The sequence below is a fragment of the Streptococcus dentiloxodontae genome, from assembly GCF_053206925.1.
Map to the genome: position 1 here is coordinate 208,941 of NZ_JBRUHR010000001.1, position 13,721 is coordinate 222,661.

The window sequence follows — 13,721 nt, forward strand, 5'->3', positions numbered from 1 at the left end:
TCTTAAAACCAAGTCAGTTCTAATTGATATTTTGCAAAAATATCTTGTGTTTCTAGATCCGGCTGTTTGAGAACATAGTTAAGCTGGATAGATCGATTCGATTTATCAAAAACAAATTTACTGGTTTCTGTCATCAGATGTTGAACACCCATAGGTGTGGAAATAGTCACCAAAGCTTCTACTTCTCTATGAAAACGCAGGATGGATTTTGGACTTGAAAAACGTGTCATAATCAATTCCTGATCATTGCACTTAATGACCACCCTTTCCTTTTCTTCGTTAACAAAAATAAAGTAAGAAAAACCATTTTTCTCGGTCAAATCAACCCAATAGGTTTGGTCTATCACTTCTTTTTGACCATCAAGGTCAATTTCATTTCTTAAATGGATTTGCATATTTCTCCTTCAATCATTTTCTGATTTTAACTATTATGCTATCTTCTTATAATAGAAGAACGCAACAATGTTGCTCCCGTAAAGAAGGCAATAAAGATAACTAAAATTTTGAGATTGTTAATGTCTAAATTACTGAGGAAGAAGGCTGCTGTTAAAACGCCAAGGATACCACCAATAATGATACCGAAGGTACCCGGCCAATGAACGCGGTCAGATTTAATAAATGCTATTGAACTAGCTGTTAAAATCATGGCTGCATCCAGCATCATAACGGGGAGAGCAATGGAAGGATTAATGCCCATCAATGAAAAGAAAATCAATTCTGGCGCATAATTACCCAATCCCATAGTCATTAACATGCCAATAATAAAATCAAAAATAACGCCAACTAAAAGCCAAATGCCTTTTAGCCCTCTAATCTGAGATGAGATCCCTGCTCCTGGATTAGTCTGCATACGATAAATCATGACTAGAGCCGCAATAATGAGTAAAATTCCTAAAACGCATTGAACCTGTCGAGTATTCCAGTTTTTAGTTATCCGTGTTCCAACAAAGGCTCCTGTAAAAGAAGCTGCTGCCATACAAACCAGAGTGGCAATGTCTACTTTGACAATGGTTACAAAACACAGTGCCTCAACTAAAACAGGAATAACATGAGCAGTTGACATGGTGGCAGGAATTTTTCGATCATCTTCAACCAATTTCGTCGCTTTGAAAAGTGTTGTTGTAGTTGCAAAAGTTCCAATGCCTAAAGTATCTAAAAGATCAGTCAAATAACCAATCCAAAATCCTGTTAAAAATTTTTCTTTTAAATTAATTTTGTGCTGACGAGCATGCAATAAAATGGTTCCCATTATCCAAGTAATCAGCCCGATCAACAGTAATTGAATAATATTCAGTATGAAATGATTTGCCATTAGTTCATTATAATGTAAATTTAGGAATCCGTAAATACAAAAAGAAATTTTTGCCAGCAGACCATTGAAAAACAGCATATTTGACAATTTTTGTTATAATATTGACATGAAAGTTGAGGACTAATTATGAATGAAAAAGTCTTTCGTGATCCTATCCATAACTATATTCATGTCAATAACCAAGTGATTTACGATCTGATTAATACTAAGGAATTTCAGCGCCTGCGCCGCATTAAGCAGGTTCCAACAACCAGTTACACTTTTCACGGTGCTGAGCATAATCGTTTTTCACATTGTTTAGGTGTTTATGAAATTGCCCGCCAAGTTACGGAAATTTTTGATAAAGAATATCCTGAACGTTGGAACAGCGATGAAAATCTTGTCACTATGGCTGCTGCTTTATTGCATGATATTGGACACGGAGCCTATTCACACACCTTTGAACGGCTTTTTGACACTGACCACGAAGTCTATACGCAGGAAATTATCACTAATCCTGAAACGGAAATCAATGCTATTCTTAAAAAAGTAGCACCAGATTTTCCAGATAAAGTAGCCAGTGTTATTAATCACACTTATCCTAACAAACAGGTTGTCCAGCTCATCTCCAGCCAAATTGACTGCGACCGTATGGACTATCTTCTGCGTGATTCTTATTACACTGCAGCGTCTTATGGACATTTTGATCTGACAAGGATTTTGCGGGTCATCCACCCTGTGGATAACGGTATTGCTTTTTCTTATAATGGCATGCACGCCGTAGAGGACTATATTGTCAGCCGTTATCAAATGTATATGCAGGTCTACTTCCACCCAGCCAGCCGAGCAATGGAGCTACTCCTGCAAAAGCTGTTAAAACGCGCCAAGGAACTCTATGGAGAAAACCGTTCTTACTTTGAGGCTACCTCTCCTCGTTTGCTTCCTTTTTTTGAAAATAAGGCAGAGCTGTCTGACTATCTTGCTTTAGATGATGGTGTCCTGAATACTTATTTCCAAAATTGGATAACGTCAAAAGATGCCATTCTCAGCGACCTAGCCAGCCGCTTCATCAACCGAAAAGTCTTTAAGTCTGTTACTTTCGGACAAGAGGAAGAAAGCCAGCTCTATCGTCTGTCTGACTTGGTCAAATCTGTTGGCTTTGATCCTGATTACTATACAGGAATACACGCTAATTTTGACCTTCCTTATGACATCTATAAACCAGAAGCTAAGAATCCCCGTACTCAGATTGAAATTTCGCAAAAAGATGGCAGCTTAGCTGAACTATCCAGTCTTTCACCTATTGTAGCAGCTTTAACCGGATCTACATACGGCGACAGACGCTTTTATTTCCCTAAAGAAATGCTAATTGCAGATGACCTTTTCACAGTTGATAAGGAAGTGTTTAGCTCCTATCTTTCAAATGGTCATTTTAGCTTTAAGGCTTAAAGGCTCTGCCATTGTTCCTAAAAAGACCATTTCCATATGACAAAGATAGGTTTTTTTAGTAGAATAAATAAGGATATTTTTTAGAAAACAGGTACTTTTATGTCTATCAAACTTGTTGCTGTTGATATTGACGGAACCCTGCTCAATAGTCAACGGCAAGTCACTTCAGAGGTCTATCAGGCTATTCAAGAAGCTAAGGCAGCTGGCGTAAAAATCGTCATCGCAACCGGACGTCCTATTGTCGGTGTACAAAACCTCTTAGAAGAACTCCATCTCAATCAACCAGATAATTATGTCATCACTTTTAATGGGGGCTTAGTACAAGAAACTGCGACCGGTAATGAGCTTATCAAGGAAACACTGGCCTATGAGGACTATCTTGATATTGAACTTTTAGCGACTAAACTTGGGGTTCATTCGCATGCCATTACCAAAAATGGTATCTACACCAGCAACCGTGATATTGGAACCTACACTGTTCACGAATCATCCTTAGTCGGTATGCCTATTTATTACCGAACACCTGAAGAAAACAGAGACAAAGAATTTGTCAAGGCGATGTTTATTGACGATCCAGCTATATTAGATGCTGCTATCGCTAAGATTCCCGAAAGTTTTTATGAGCGGTTCACCGTTGTTAAGTCAACACCATTTTATCTTGAAATTCTTAAGAAAACGGCCAGTAAAGGGCTGGCTGTAACGCATTTAGCTGAAAAATTAGGTTATACTATTGACGAGACAATGGCCATTGGTGATGAGGAAAACGATCGCGCTATGTTGGAAGTGGTCGGCAACCCTGTCGTCATGAAAAATGGCAATTCTAACCTTAAAAAAATCGCTAAATACATCACCAAATCAAATGACGAATCTGGCGTTGCACACGCCATTAGAGAGTGGGTACTGGATTAATGACATACACATATACAGTTGGCATTTCAGCTGAAGAACATGATAATTTCGCCAAAAACAGCGGTCAAACAAATCTCCTTCAAAGTTCAAATTGGGCTAAAATTAAGGATAATTGGGGTAATGAACGTATTGGCTTTTACAAGGACGAAACCTTAGTTGCTTCTGCTTCTATTCTGATTCGTAAACTGCCTGCGGGTTTCACTATGCTTTACATCCCGCGCGGTCCTATTATGGATTATTCAGATAAGGATTTGCTGTCCTATGTCTTAAAATCCCTCAAAGCTTATGGAAAGACCAAGCGAGCTTTGTTTATTAAGTTTGATCCTGCACTTTTGCTTAAATCTTACAAGATTGGTGAAAATACTGAAGAAGACACTGATACTTTGGCAAAATTAGCAGCCTTGCAAGAATCTGGTGCTGATTGGACTGGCCGTACGCTAACCATTGCTGAGAGTATTCAGCCGCGTTACCAAGCCAATGTCTATACTCAAAAAGATATGACCGCGACTTTTCCTAAACACACTAAACGGCTGATGAAAGATGCTATCAATCGCGGTGTAGTGACTAGCCGTGGAACCATTGCTGATATCAAAGCCTTTGCTGATGTTGTAGCCTTGACCGAAGATCGTAAAGGAGTTGCCCTGCGCAACGAAGATTATTTCCGTAAAATGATGACTATTTACGGAGATGACGCCTACCTTCATTTAGCCAAAGTCAATCTGCCAAAACGCTTGGCGGAGTACAAGGAACAATTGGCTCAAATTGAAAAAGACTTATCAGAAACGGCGGAACATCAGAAAAAACGCTTAACCAAACTCACTCAGCAACAAAATTCTGTCAAAAAATATATCGCAGAATTTGAAAATTATGTCGGCAAATATGACGACGAGCTCATTATTGCAGGTATTCTTTCTGTTCGTTTTGGAAATACTATGGAAATGCTCTATGCTGGTATGAATGATGAATTTAAAAAGTTCTACCCACAGTACAGCCTCTATCCAAAAGTATTTGAGGATGCTTATGCTGATGGGATTATTTGGGCAAATATGGGCGGTGTTGAAGGAAGTTTAGACGATGGTCTGACCAAATTCAAATCTAACTTCAATCCCAACATTGAAGAATTTATTGGCGAATTTAATCTCCCAGTTAATAAAGCTCTTTATAAACTATCTAATTGGGCTTATAACATCCGTAAAAAGCGCCGCAATAACCATTAAAGAGATCAAAAAAGCTTCTACAGTTAAATCTGCGGAAGCTTTTTTTGCGTAAAAATTGTGAGCTTGAAAAATAAGGACTCAAGCTACTTTTATTACTGTTTTCTATAATCCCAATTAACTAGGATGAATCGTTAAGGCAATCACAAGTTCCTCTTTGAGCAGTTTTTTGACACGGCAATTGCGATCAATATAATCGTTTAGTTCTGCAATCATTTGCTCAGTCAAGGGGTAATCTATTGTCAAATCAATCTTGAAAAGCATATCCTCAAAACTAGCCTTTAGCTGTATTGGAATTTCTTTAATCTGATAATAACGGGCAAAATAGCCTTGTGCACACATTGTCACGCAAGAAGACAAGGCAATTGTTACTAAACTCATAGGTGTTTCGCCGTCCTTCGTGTCCCCAAAAAGAGTAATCGTATCACCATATCCAGCTGAGGTCGTGTGATAAAGGTAATCTCCAAATACTTGTGTTTGATACATAATTTCCCTCCTTTTTGTAAAACAACAGAATATAACAATAAAGAGCGGAAATAGCTATTTGACTGCTTCCGCTCCACTTTTTATTATGATGGTTAGACTAAAACATTAAATTTCTGTCAATGGCGTAGCCGTGTCATGTGAGGTGTCAAAAATCTGAAAATCACTTCCAACACCCAAATCAGCCTGAGCCAAATGATTTTCCATCGTCATATGCGCTAATTCCTTGATGTTATTTTCTCGAGACAAATGGCCTAGATAAATCTTTTTCGTCTTATTGCCAATAGTACGAATCATGGCATCTGCTCCATCTTCATTACAAAGATGTCCCTTATCAGACAATATGCGCTGCTTAGTTGACCAAGGATAGGAACCCGCTCGCAAAATCTCAATATCATGGTTGGATTCGATGAGATAACCGTCTGCATTTTCAATCATACCAGCCATGCGGTCTGACACATAACCTGTATCTGTCAGCATGACAAAACTTTTACCATCTTTCATAAAACGATAAAATTGCGGATCAATGGCATCATGACTGACACCAAAAGATTCTATATCAATGTCACCAAAAGTCAGCAATTTTTCACGTTCAAAAATCTGCTTCTGACTGGCATCAATCTTGCCTAACATATTGCCTGCTTCCATGACTTCCCAAGTTTTTTCATTAGCATAAATATCCATACCATACTTACGTGCCAAAACACCAACTCCATGAATATGATCCTTATGCTCATGGGTAACTAAGATGGCATCCAAATCAGCTGGATCTCGGTCAATTTCGGCCAAAAGGCTGGTAATCTTTTTACCTGATAAACCAGCATCAATCAATATTTTTTTCTTAGAAGTCTCTAAATAAAAGGAATTTCCTGTAGAACCAGAAGCTAAAATACTGTATTTAAAACCTAAGTCAGATGTCATTTATCATCATCCTCTTCCTCCCATTCATCTTCCAACATAGCGTCTTTGGCATAAGGGAGCACAATAGTAAAGGTAGAACCCTTACCATAGTCACTCTTGGCCCAAATAAAGCCATTATGAAGTTTAATAATTTCCTTAGCAATAGCCAGTCCTAATCCTGTACCGCCCTGAGCACGGCTGCGCGCCTTATCCACTCGATAAAATCGGTCAAAAATAAGCGGCAAGTCTTTTTTAGGAATCCCCAAGCCCTGATCAGAGATAGAGACAATCAATTGAGTCTCTGTCGTTTTCATGCTAACCGTAATCTGTCCCCCGTCAGGCGAATATTTAATAGCATTATTAAGAATGTTATCAAATACCTGAGTCATCTTATCCGTATCAATTTCAACCCAAATAGAGTTCAGAGGGTAATCTCTGATAATTTCGTAGGACTTATCAGGCATAGTTTCCTGATTTTTAATACGATCAAAACGATTGAGAATATAGGTCATAAAAGAGGTAAAATTTGTTAGCTCAACGTCAAGGGTTTGACTGGCATTATCAATACGAGACAAAGAGAGCAGATCAGTAATCATCCGCATCATTCGATTAGTCTCATCTAAAGATACCTGAATAAAATTCGGCGCAATATCCTTATCATCCAGCGCACCATCATCCAAAGCTTCCAAATAAGATTTTACAGAAGTCAAAGGGGTACGCAGTTCATGACTGACATTAGAAACAAAGAGACGGCGCTCCCGCTCCTCCTTTTCTTGCTCAGTCGCATTATGAATCACAGCAACTAAACCTGAAACAAAGCCAGACTCACGACGAATCAAAGCAAAATTAATTCGTAAGGTCACGAATTCATCATTAGCGTCACGGCGTGATATGAGAATTTCCGGTGTCTTAGACAAAAGTTCATTGTAAGTATACGAACTGTCTCCGTCTAAAATATCCAAAATAGACATTTTCAGAGCTTTGTCATGTTCTAAATTCAGCAAACGCTGAGCTGTACTATTAATCATAGTAATTTGACCGCGGCGGTTTGTCGCAACGACACCGTCACTCATGTATGATAAAACAGAAGTCAAGCGATTTTTTTCCTGAGCTAAATTTTCATGGGTCAGCCGAAAAACATCTGACAAATCATTAAGACTATCTGCTAAATCTAAAATGCCGCTATCGCCCTTGATAGAAAGTTCCTCATTATAATTTCCCGACATGAGTGACTTGATGCGGTTATTTAGTTTACGAATATTTTTTGCCATTCGATAATCACGATAAGCCAAATAAATAAAGTAAACAGCAACAAAAAGCAGGGTAAATAGAAGAGCTAACTCAAAGCTTGTAATGTTTAACCCAAATTTACTCATAAGACTTCATGTAATAACCAACACCGCGGCGGGTCAAAATATATTCGGGACGGCTTGGTGTATCCTCAATTTTTTCGCGAAGACGGCGAATAGTAACATCAACCGTACGGACATCACCAAAATAATCATAACCCCAAACAGTTTCCAAAAGATGTTCACGCGTCATAACTTGTCCCATATGAGTCGCCAGATGGTAGAGCAATTCAAATTCTCTATGGGTCAATTCCACTTCATTGCCATGCTTTTTAGCGATGAAAGCATCTGGAACAATAACCAGCTCTCCAATAGCTATTTCCTGACTGCCAGTGTTAGCATTTTCTTCTGCTACAGCCGTTTCAATTGTTTCAGTACGGCGCAAATGTGCCTTAATACGAGCCAAAAGCTCACGATTTGAAAAAGGTTTAGTTACGTAATCATCTGCCCCAATTTCGAGACCGATAACCTTATCAAATTCACTATCTTTGGCAGAAAGCATGATAATTGGAATATGGCTTGTCTTTCGAACTTCTTTAGCCACTTCTAGACCATCTAATTCAGGAAGCATTAAATCCAAAATAATCAAATCTGGAGATTCTGCTTCAAACTGGGCTAAAGCCTCCTGTCCGTCAAAAGCTGTTACAACATCATAGCCTTCTTTAGTTAAATTAAATTTAATAATGTCTGAGATTGGTTTTTCGTCGTCAACGACTAGAATTTTCTTCATAAGTAAATACCTCATCCGATTCTTGCTGTATTGTTTTTCTCCCTAAAATGGCAGAGCACAAAAACTTTCAATCACTATTATACCAAAATATGATTTCAGTTCCAAATTTCTAAGACTAACGTCATTATTGATGAAAAACATTCCAGAAAAGACGAACATTAACGATAAATTGTCAGAAACTTTTGACTTTTGCAGCTTTTTGTGATAAGCTACTATCACTATGTTAGAAAATCTAACAATGATATTATACCCTTTTAGGAGGCTTTTATGGCACTTATCGAATTCAAAAATGTCAATAAATATTACGGTGACTATCACGCGCTGCGCGATATTAACCTAGAAATTGAAAAAGGACAGGTAGTCGTTCTTTTAGGACCTTCAGGTTCTGGAAAATCAACTCTTATTCGCACAATTAATGCTTTGGAATCTATTGATCAAGGAACTCTTTTGGTTAATGGACACAACGTATCCAAAGCTACTTCTAAAGAACTGGTTGAATTGCGTAAAGAGGCTGGGATGGTTTTCCAGCATTTCAATCTTTATCCGCATAAAACTGTCCTCGAAAATGTCACAATGGCTCCCATTAAAGTTCTAGGAGTCAGCAAAAAAGAGGCTGAAGAAACTGCTGAGAAATATCTGCGTTATGTTAATATGTGGGATAAAAAAGATTCCTTCCCTGGAATGCTGTCTGGCGGTCAAAAACAGCGGATTGCTATCGCCCGCGGACTAGCTATGCATCCAGAACTCCTGCTCTTTGACGAGCCGACTTCTGCTCTTGATCCAGAGACCATCGGAGATGTTCTTGCCGTTATGCAGAAACTAGCCAAAGAAGGAATGAATATGATTGTCGTTACACACGAAATGGGCTTCGCCCGTTCTGTTGCAGATCGTATCATTTTTATGGCTGAGGGACAAGTTCTGGTGGATACTACAGATGTTGATGGTTTCTTTGACAATCCAACGGAACCTCGTGCTGTTCAATTCCTTTCTAAAATTATTAACCATAACTCTGATAAAGTCAGTGTGGAAGATTAAGGAGGCAGCTTATGACTCTCAAAAGATTTACTCGCCTTCTACTTTTATCAGTAGCTGCGTTTGCAGCTGCTCTGCTATTGACTTCAAAGCCAAGTCAAGCTGACACAGCATCTGACTTGCTCTCAAGTAAGACTGTTCAAAAAATCGTTAAAGCCGGTGTCCTTAAAGTCGGTGTCAAACAAGATGTCCCTAACTTCGGTTACTACTCTGCTGAGTCTGGAAACTACGAGGGTATGGAGATTGATTTAGCTAAAAAAATTGCGGATAAGCTCGGTGTTAAGGTTGAATTTACGCCTGTAACGGCTCAAACACGTGAGGCACTGATGGATAATGGAACTATTGATTTACTCATTGCAACCTATACCATTACCGAAGAACGTCAGGCTTCCTATGCTATTTCAAATCCTTATTACTACGATGAGATAGGATTTTTGGTACGTTCCAAATCAAATATTCAAAAAATTTCCGATTTGGATGGTATGACTATTGGAGTTGCACAAGGTGCTTCTACTAAAGCTGCTCTTGAAGAATATGCCAAAGCTCATGATTTGACCTTTAATTACGTCCAGCTCGGTTCATATCCAGAACTTGCTATCTCTTTGTATGCTGATCGTATTGATGCTTTCTCAGTAGATAAATCAATTCTGACAGGATACGAAAGTAAAAATGCTCGTATCCTTGATGAAGGTTTCTCAACGCAAGAATATGGTGTGGCAGCTAAAAAATCTAATCAAGACTTAATTGACTATGTCAATACACTTCTGACAGATTGGAAATCTGATGGCAGCCTTAATAAACTCTACGATAAATACGATTTAAAACCAGCAAAAGCTGATGATAACTAAGAAAGGAGCATCCATGTTTACATTACTTGATTCAACGGGACCTTTCGCCCTTTATCGTTGGGGAGAATTCTTCGCTAATTTTGGAGAATTTATCAAAGGTTTCTTTTATACACTTGGTATTTCTATCGGAGCCTTAATTGTTGCTTTGCTTTTAGGAATTATCTTCGGAGCAATGAGCTCTTCTCGTAATAAAATCTTGCGTGCTATTGCTCGTGTCTACGTAGAAATTTTTCAAAATACCCCTTTACTTGTTCAGTTTGTTGTTGTCTTCTATGGTTTTTCTATTGCAACCAATGGTGTCCTTAAACTGCCCATATCTGTAACAGCTATCCTCTGTGTTGGTGTTTATACTGGCGCTTACATTTCTGAGATTATTCGAACAGGGATTGAGGCAGTGCCTAAAGGTCAAACGGAAGCTGCTCTTTCACAAGGTTTTACCTATACTGATACGATGCGCCTCATTATCCTGCCGCAGGCTGTTCGGACTATCTTGCCGCCATTAACCAATCAAGTTGTTAACCTAATTAAAAATACATCTACTGTGGCCATTATTTCCGGTGCAGACATCATGTTCACTGCTAAAGCATGGGCTTATGATACCACTAACTATGTCCCTGCCTTTGCTGGTGCGGCACTGCTTTACTTTATCATGTGTTTCCCGTTGGCAACATGGGCACGCCGTAAAGAAGAAGAAAATAAAGCAGCTTACTAAGGAGGTCTCAAATGTCAGAAGTATTAACAACTACAAATCTAAAGTTCCTGGCACAAGGCCTTTGGACAACGCTTTATTTGTCTTTCTTTATCATTGTGCTGTCAACACTATTTGGAACTATATTGGCAATTATGCGTAATGGAAAAAATCCTATTCTAAAATGGATTTCCAGTATTTACATTGAATTTGTTCGTAATGTGCCTAACTTGCTCTGGATTTTTATTATTTTCTTGGTTTTCCAATTGAAATCAACGCAGGCTGGTATCACATCTTTCACTGTATTTACTACCGCTGCCCTAGCCGAAATTATTCGCGGAGGTCTCAATTCTATTGATGCTGGTCAAACTGAGGCTGGACTTTCACAGGGCTTCACTAATTTCCAAATCTTCATTTATATTATTTTCCCGCAAGCTATTCGCAAAATGCTGCCTTCCATCATTTCTCAGTTCGTAACGGTTATAAAAGATACCAGTTTCCTTTATTCCGTCATCGCTCTGCAAGAACTCTTTGGTAAAAGTCAGATCCTGATGGGAAGCTACTATGAACCCGCTCAGCTCTTTACTCTATATGGACTGGTAGCATTAGCTTACTTCATTGTTAACTTTGCCATCTCCAGCTACTCTCGCTATTTAGCAAAACGCTGGGCTCAAGCAGGAGAATAATATTTAACAAACTCTTCAAAAACTCTAGCACTTCATCGCTAGAGTTTTTTATGTAACATTCACAAAAGACCAAACTATGACAATGATAAGGATTTATTCAGATTTTAAACTATCTCCAATTAGTAATAAAATCCTTTGTCGTCTGATTAACATTAGGAATCTGAAGCTAAATTCCTAATTTATGCGTCATTTGTATGAGAAAATAATTTGAGATTTCCTAAAAATATGGTAAACTAAGAGAGATTTACATTAGGAGGTTTTAACAAGACACATGCTTAAAAATGAATTGACATTTAGCAAACGTAAACATAAGGCCGCAGGCCTTTGTGGTACCATTTTAGCTACCGCAGTCATTGCCGTGGGGACTAGAACGGCTGCACATGCAGACGAAACTGATCAAACAGGAAATGCTGTCACAGCTCAGGAAACTGTAACAGTTAACACCGAAGATCAAACTGCAACTGATCAAGTATTATCAGAAACAACAGTTTCTAATACTGCAGATACAACAGTTGAAACTGAGACATCAGCTACTCCAGAAGAATCTTACTATTCTCCAACAAGCGATGAAGTCGAAAATAGCAACACTTCAATCGAAGAAAGCACAGCTGATCAAACTGCTTTTGCAAGTGAAGAAACTGTTAATAGCCAAACAGATAGTACCAATACTTCTGACAATGGTGCAGGCTCACCTGCTTCATCAACTGCTACAAGTACTTCTGACTCGGCAAACCAGGCAGCCAACAATGTTCAAGAAGCAAATAATGTTACTGCACCTCAATCAAGTGCAGGTGAAACAACCGAAGTCAACCGCGTTAACTTTAATGATATTATTGGTTCGTATAAAAAATCCGCTAACGTAGCTAACGTGACTTATAACGGAACTGCTGATGAAACTATCATGATTGATCCTTCTCAGCCTTATACACCAAATACTGAAAATATTGCTAACTACCTTAACCAATATTTAACAGAATTGCGTACGCTTAATGGGATAAATATTCCTGTACCATCTGTTGACCAAGTCATGCAACAATTTGCTCAGGCTCGCGCTCAAGAAGAAGCTAATGAATCTGATGGTTTAGATCATGCGACTACATTGAACTTCCCATCTGGTGTTAGTTGGTATGGCGAAGATGGCCAATACGATAGCCAAGCTACAATTGGTACTGGAGCCGTAGGTTCTGACCAAGCGACTGCTTACTACCTTGCTCTGTCTTGGTTCTCAGATTACTTCAACATCTCACAAAGTGACACCGATGGTCTCGTCAATTTTGGACATACCATTAGTATTTTATCTACTAGCGGAGTAGGTATGGGATTCGGATACGCTAACGGAACAGGCAGTCAAGCTGACCGCTGGTATGGTCAATTAATCTTCGGTTCTGTCGGCAGCGGAGAAAATAAGGACGGCTTTAGTGCAATTAAAAATGGAGATGGTCAATGGGTACTTTACTATAATGGAACACCTGTGAAATTCCTGCCAAATACAACTTTCCATTACGTAACAGCCAATAATAATGCGGCTAATACTACACAAGATCCACAAATCACTAATCCTAGTGATAACGGTAATACGCAGCCTGCTACTCCTGCAGCACCAATAAGCAACGGTCCTCAAGTTGCAGCTACAGATCAAGCAACTGCTCCTGCAGAAGATCCAAATAGTTTACCAACAACAGGTGAAAAGCAAAGTGCTGTTCTTCCGATTGTTGGTGCAACACTTCTCATCGCTGGCCTTGGACTTCTAGCTGCTGGCCAATTCAAAAAACGAATGAAATAAGCTCTTTAGTAAGTTGCTGATTTTAATTTGATTATAGCATCAAAAGGATTGATTCTTCTATTGGATTCAATCCTTTTCATTTTGCTTGATGCTTATGTTTTCAGGGATAAACTACCATTTTGATCTCAATAAATGTCTTTGAACTTATTCTTTAGATATCTTTTATAGTTATTTAGTCTATTACCACTATTCCTAGCCTAATGATCGACACGCCAGCAAACCTGCGGTTTCATGGCTAAATGGAAAGACTGGCTTCAGGAATCTTCCGCTGTTTCCTGTAGATTGATAAAAAGCTGTCTTTACTGTTTCAAAACGAAATGACGATATTGAGAAAATTTGATTCTATTCAGTCTTGTCGG

At 38.7% G+C, this 13,721-nt stretch carries 14 protein-coding genes; 8 read left to right on the plus strand and 6 right to left on the minus strand.

Annotated elements, in window-relative coordinates; genetic code table 11:
• Positions 1-2: 2 nt before the first annotated feature.
• Together ACVRZ8_RS00955 and ACVRZ8_RS00960 are read right to left on the minus strand one after the other, a co-directional pair.
• Positions 3-395, minus strand: coding sequence for a YwiB family protein (locus ACVRZ8_RS00955; RefSeq protein ID WP_447447450.1), 393 nt, complete (start codon positions 393-395; stop codon positions 3-5).
• A gap of 38 nt (positions 396-433) precedes the next feature.
• Positions 434-1,312, minus strand: a complete 879-nt coding sequence (locus tag ACVRZ8_RS00960; RefSeq protein ID WP_447447451.1) for a TSUP family transporter — start codon at positions 1,310-1,312, stop codon at positions 434-436.
• 126 nt (positions 1,313-1,438) lie between these two features.
• Here ACVRZ8_RS00960 and ACVRZ8_RS00965 point away from each other — a divergent pair, with 126 nt between their 5' ends.
• The 3 genes from ACVRZ8_RS00965 (at position 1,439) to ACVRZ8_RS00975 (ending at position 4,866) form a co-directional block, all read left to right on the plus strand.
• Positions 1,439-2,740 carry an HD domain-containing protein gene (locus ACVRZ8_RS00965; protein WP_447447452.1) on the plus strand — a complete coding sequence of 434 codons (1,302 nt, stop codon included), beginning with the start codon at positions 1,439-1,441 and terminating at the stop codon, positions 2,738-2,740.
• A gap of 99 nt (positions 2,741-2,839) precedes the next feature.
• Complete coding sequence (gene yidA / locus ACVRZ8_RS00970; protein ID WP_447447453.1) at positions 2,840-3,649, plus strand: sugar-phosphatase; 810 nt, start codon at positions 2,840-2,842, stop codon at positions 3,647-3,649.
• Positions 3,649-4,866 carry an aminoacyltransferase gene (locus ACVRZ8_RS00975; RefSeq protein ID WP_447447454.1) on the plus strand — a complete coding sequence of 406 codons (1,218 nt, stop codon included), beginning with the start codon at positions 3,649-3,651 and terminating at the stop codon, positions 4,864-4,866. Before yidA ends, ACVRZ8_RS00975 begins: the two co-directional genes overlap by 1 nt.
• A gap of 114 nt (positions 4,867-4,980) precedes the next feature.
• On the opposite strand, the gene ACVRZ8_RS00980 is transcribed toward ACVRZ8_RS00975, so the two are convergent.
• From ACVRZ8_RS00980 to vicR, 4 genes are all read right to left on the minus strand, one after another.
• Positions 4,981-5,349, minus strand: a complete 369-nt coding sequence (locus ACVRZ8_RS00980) for an OsmC family protein (RefSeq protein WP_447447455.1) — start codon at positions 5,347-5,349, stop codon at positions 4,981-4,983.
• A 105-nt stretch (positions 5,350-5,454) separates the two neighbouring features.
• Positions 5,455-6,267: an exodeoxyribonuclease WalJ gene (gene walJ / locus ACVRZ8_RS00985; RefSeq protein WP_447447456.1), complete on the minus strand. Its 813-nt coding sequence runs from the start codon at positions 6,265-6,267 to the stop codon at positions 5,455-5,457.
• A complete protein-coding gene (vicK, locus tag ACVRZ8_RS00990) occupies positions 6,264-7,622 on the minus strand; it encodes a cell wall metabolism sensor histidine kinase VicK (protein WP_447447457.1) in 1,359 nt (452 codons plus the stop codon). The genes walJ and vicK overlap by 4 nt, the downstream gene beginning before the upstream one ends.
• On the minus strand, positions 7,615-8,325 hold the full coding sequence (gene vicR / locus ACVRZ8_RS00995; protein ID WP_447447458.1) for a cell wall metabolism response regulator VicR: 711 nt from the start codon (positions 8,323-8,325) through the stop codon (positions 7,615-7,617). The genes vicK and vicR overlap by 8 nt, the downstream gene beginning before the upstream one ends.
• A 267-nt stretch (positions 8,326-8,592) precedes the next feature.
• Between vicR and ACVRZ8_RS01000 the strand changes: the two genes are divergently transcribed.
• From ACVRZ8_RS01000 to ACVRZ8_RS01020, 5 genes are all read left to right on the plus strand, one after another.
• On the plus strand, positions 8,593-9,360 hold the full coding sequence (locus ACVRZ8_RS01000; RefSeq protein ID WP_447447459.1) for an amino acid ABC transporter ATP-binding protein: 768 nt from the start codon (positions 8,593-8,595) through the stop codon (positions 9,358-9,360).
• Positions 9,361-9,371: 11 nt separating this feature from the next.
• The gene (locus ACVRZ8_RS01005; protein WP_447447460.1) at positions 9,372-10,205 is read left to right on the plus strand and encodes a transporter substrate-binding domain-containing protein; all 834 of its coding nucleotides are present in this window, start codon (positions 9,372-9,374) and stop codon (positions 10,203-10,205) included.
• Positions 10,206-10,218: 13 nt separating this feature from the next.
• Complete coding sequence (locus tag ACVRZ8_RS01010; protein WP_447447461.1) at positions 10,219-10,917, plus strand: amino acid ABC transporter permease; 699 nt, start codon at positions 10,219-10,221, stop codon at positions 10,915-10,917.
• Positions 10,918-10,928: 11 nt separating this feature from the next.
• Positions 10,929-11,579, plus strand: coding sequence for an amino acid ABC transporter permease (locus ACVRZ8_RS01015; RefSeq protein WP_447447462.1), 651 nt, complete (start codon positions 10,929-10,931; stop codon positions 11,577-11,579).
• Between the two features lie 271 nt (positions 11,580-11,850).
• A complete protein-coding gene (locus tag ACVRZ8_RS01020; protein WP_447447463.1) occupies positions 11,851-13,362 on the plus strand; it encodes a putative cross-wall-targeting lipoprotein signal domain-containing protein in 1,512 nt (503 codons plus the stop codon).
• Positions 13,363-13,721: the final 359 nt, after the last annotated feature.

Coding starts and splice junctions, on each gene's coding strand:
- ACVRZ8_RS00955 (WP_447447450.1), bottom strand. CDS start 395: ATGCAAATCCATTTAAGAAATGAAATTGACCTTGATGGTCAAAAAGAA.
- ACVRZ8_RS00960 (WP_447447451.1), bottom strand. CDS start 1,312: ATGGCAAATCATTTCATACTGAATATTATTCAATTACTGTTGATCGGG.
- ACVRZ8_RS00965 (WP_447447452.1), top strand. CDS start 1,439: ATGAATGAAAAAGTCTTTCGTGATCCTATCCATAACTATATTCATGTC.
- yidA (WP_447447453.1), top strand. CDS start 2,840: ATGTCTATCAAACTTGTTGCTGTTGATATTGACGGAACCCTGCTCAAT.
- ACVRZ8_RS00975 (WP_447447454.1), top strand. CDS start 3,649: ATGACATACACATATACAGTTGGCATTTCAGCTGAAGAACATGATAAT.
- ACVRZ8_RS00980 (WP_447447455.1), bottom strand. CDS start 5,349: ATGTATCAAACACAAGTATTTGGAGATTACCTTTATCACACGACCTCA.
- walJ (WP_447447456.1), bottom strand. CDS start 6,267: ATGACATCTGACTTAGGTTTTAAATACAGTATTTTAGCTTCTGGTTCT.
- vicK (WP_447447457.1), bottom strand. CDS start 7,622: ATGAGTAAATTTGGGTTAAACATTACAAGCTTTGAGTTAGCTCTTCTA.
- vicR (WP_447447458.1), bottom strand. CDS start 8,325: ATGAAGAAAATTCTAGTCGTTGACGACGAAAAACCAATCTCAGACATT.
- ACVRZ8_RS01000 (WP_447447459.1), top strand. CDS start 8,593: ATGGCACTTATCGAATTCAAAAATGTCAATAAATATTACGGTGACTAT.
- ACVRZ8_RS01005 (WP_447447460.1), top strand. CDS start 9,372: ATGACTCTCAAAAGATTTACTCGCCTTCTACTTTTATCAGTAGCTGCG.
- ACVRZ8_RS01010 (WP_447447461.1), top strand. CDS start 10,219: ATGTTTACATTACTTGATTCAACGGGACCTTTCGCCCTTTATCGTTGG.
- ACVRZ8_RS01015 (WP_447447462.1), top strand. CDS start 10,929: ATGTCAGAAGTATTAACAACTACAAATCTAAAGTTCCTGGCACAAGGC.
- ACVRZ8_RS01020 (WP_447447463.1), top strand. CDS start 11,851: ATGCTTAAAAATGAATTGACATTTAGCAAACGTAAACATAAGGCCGCA.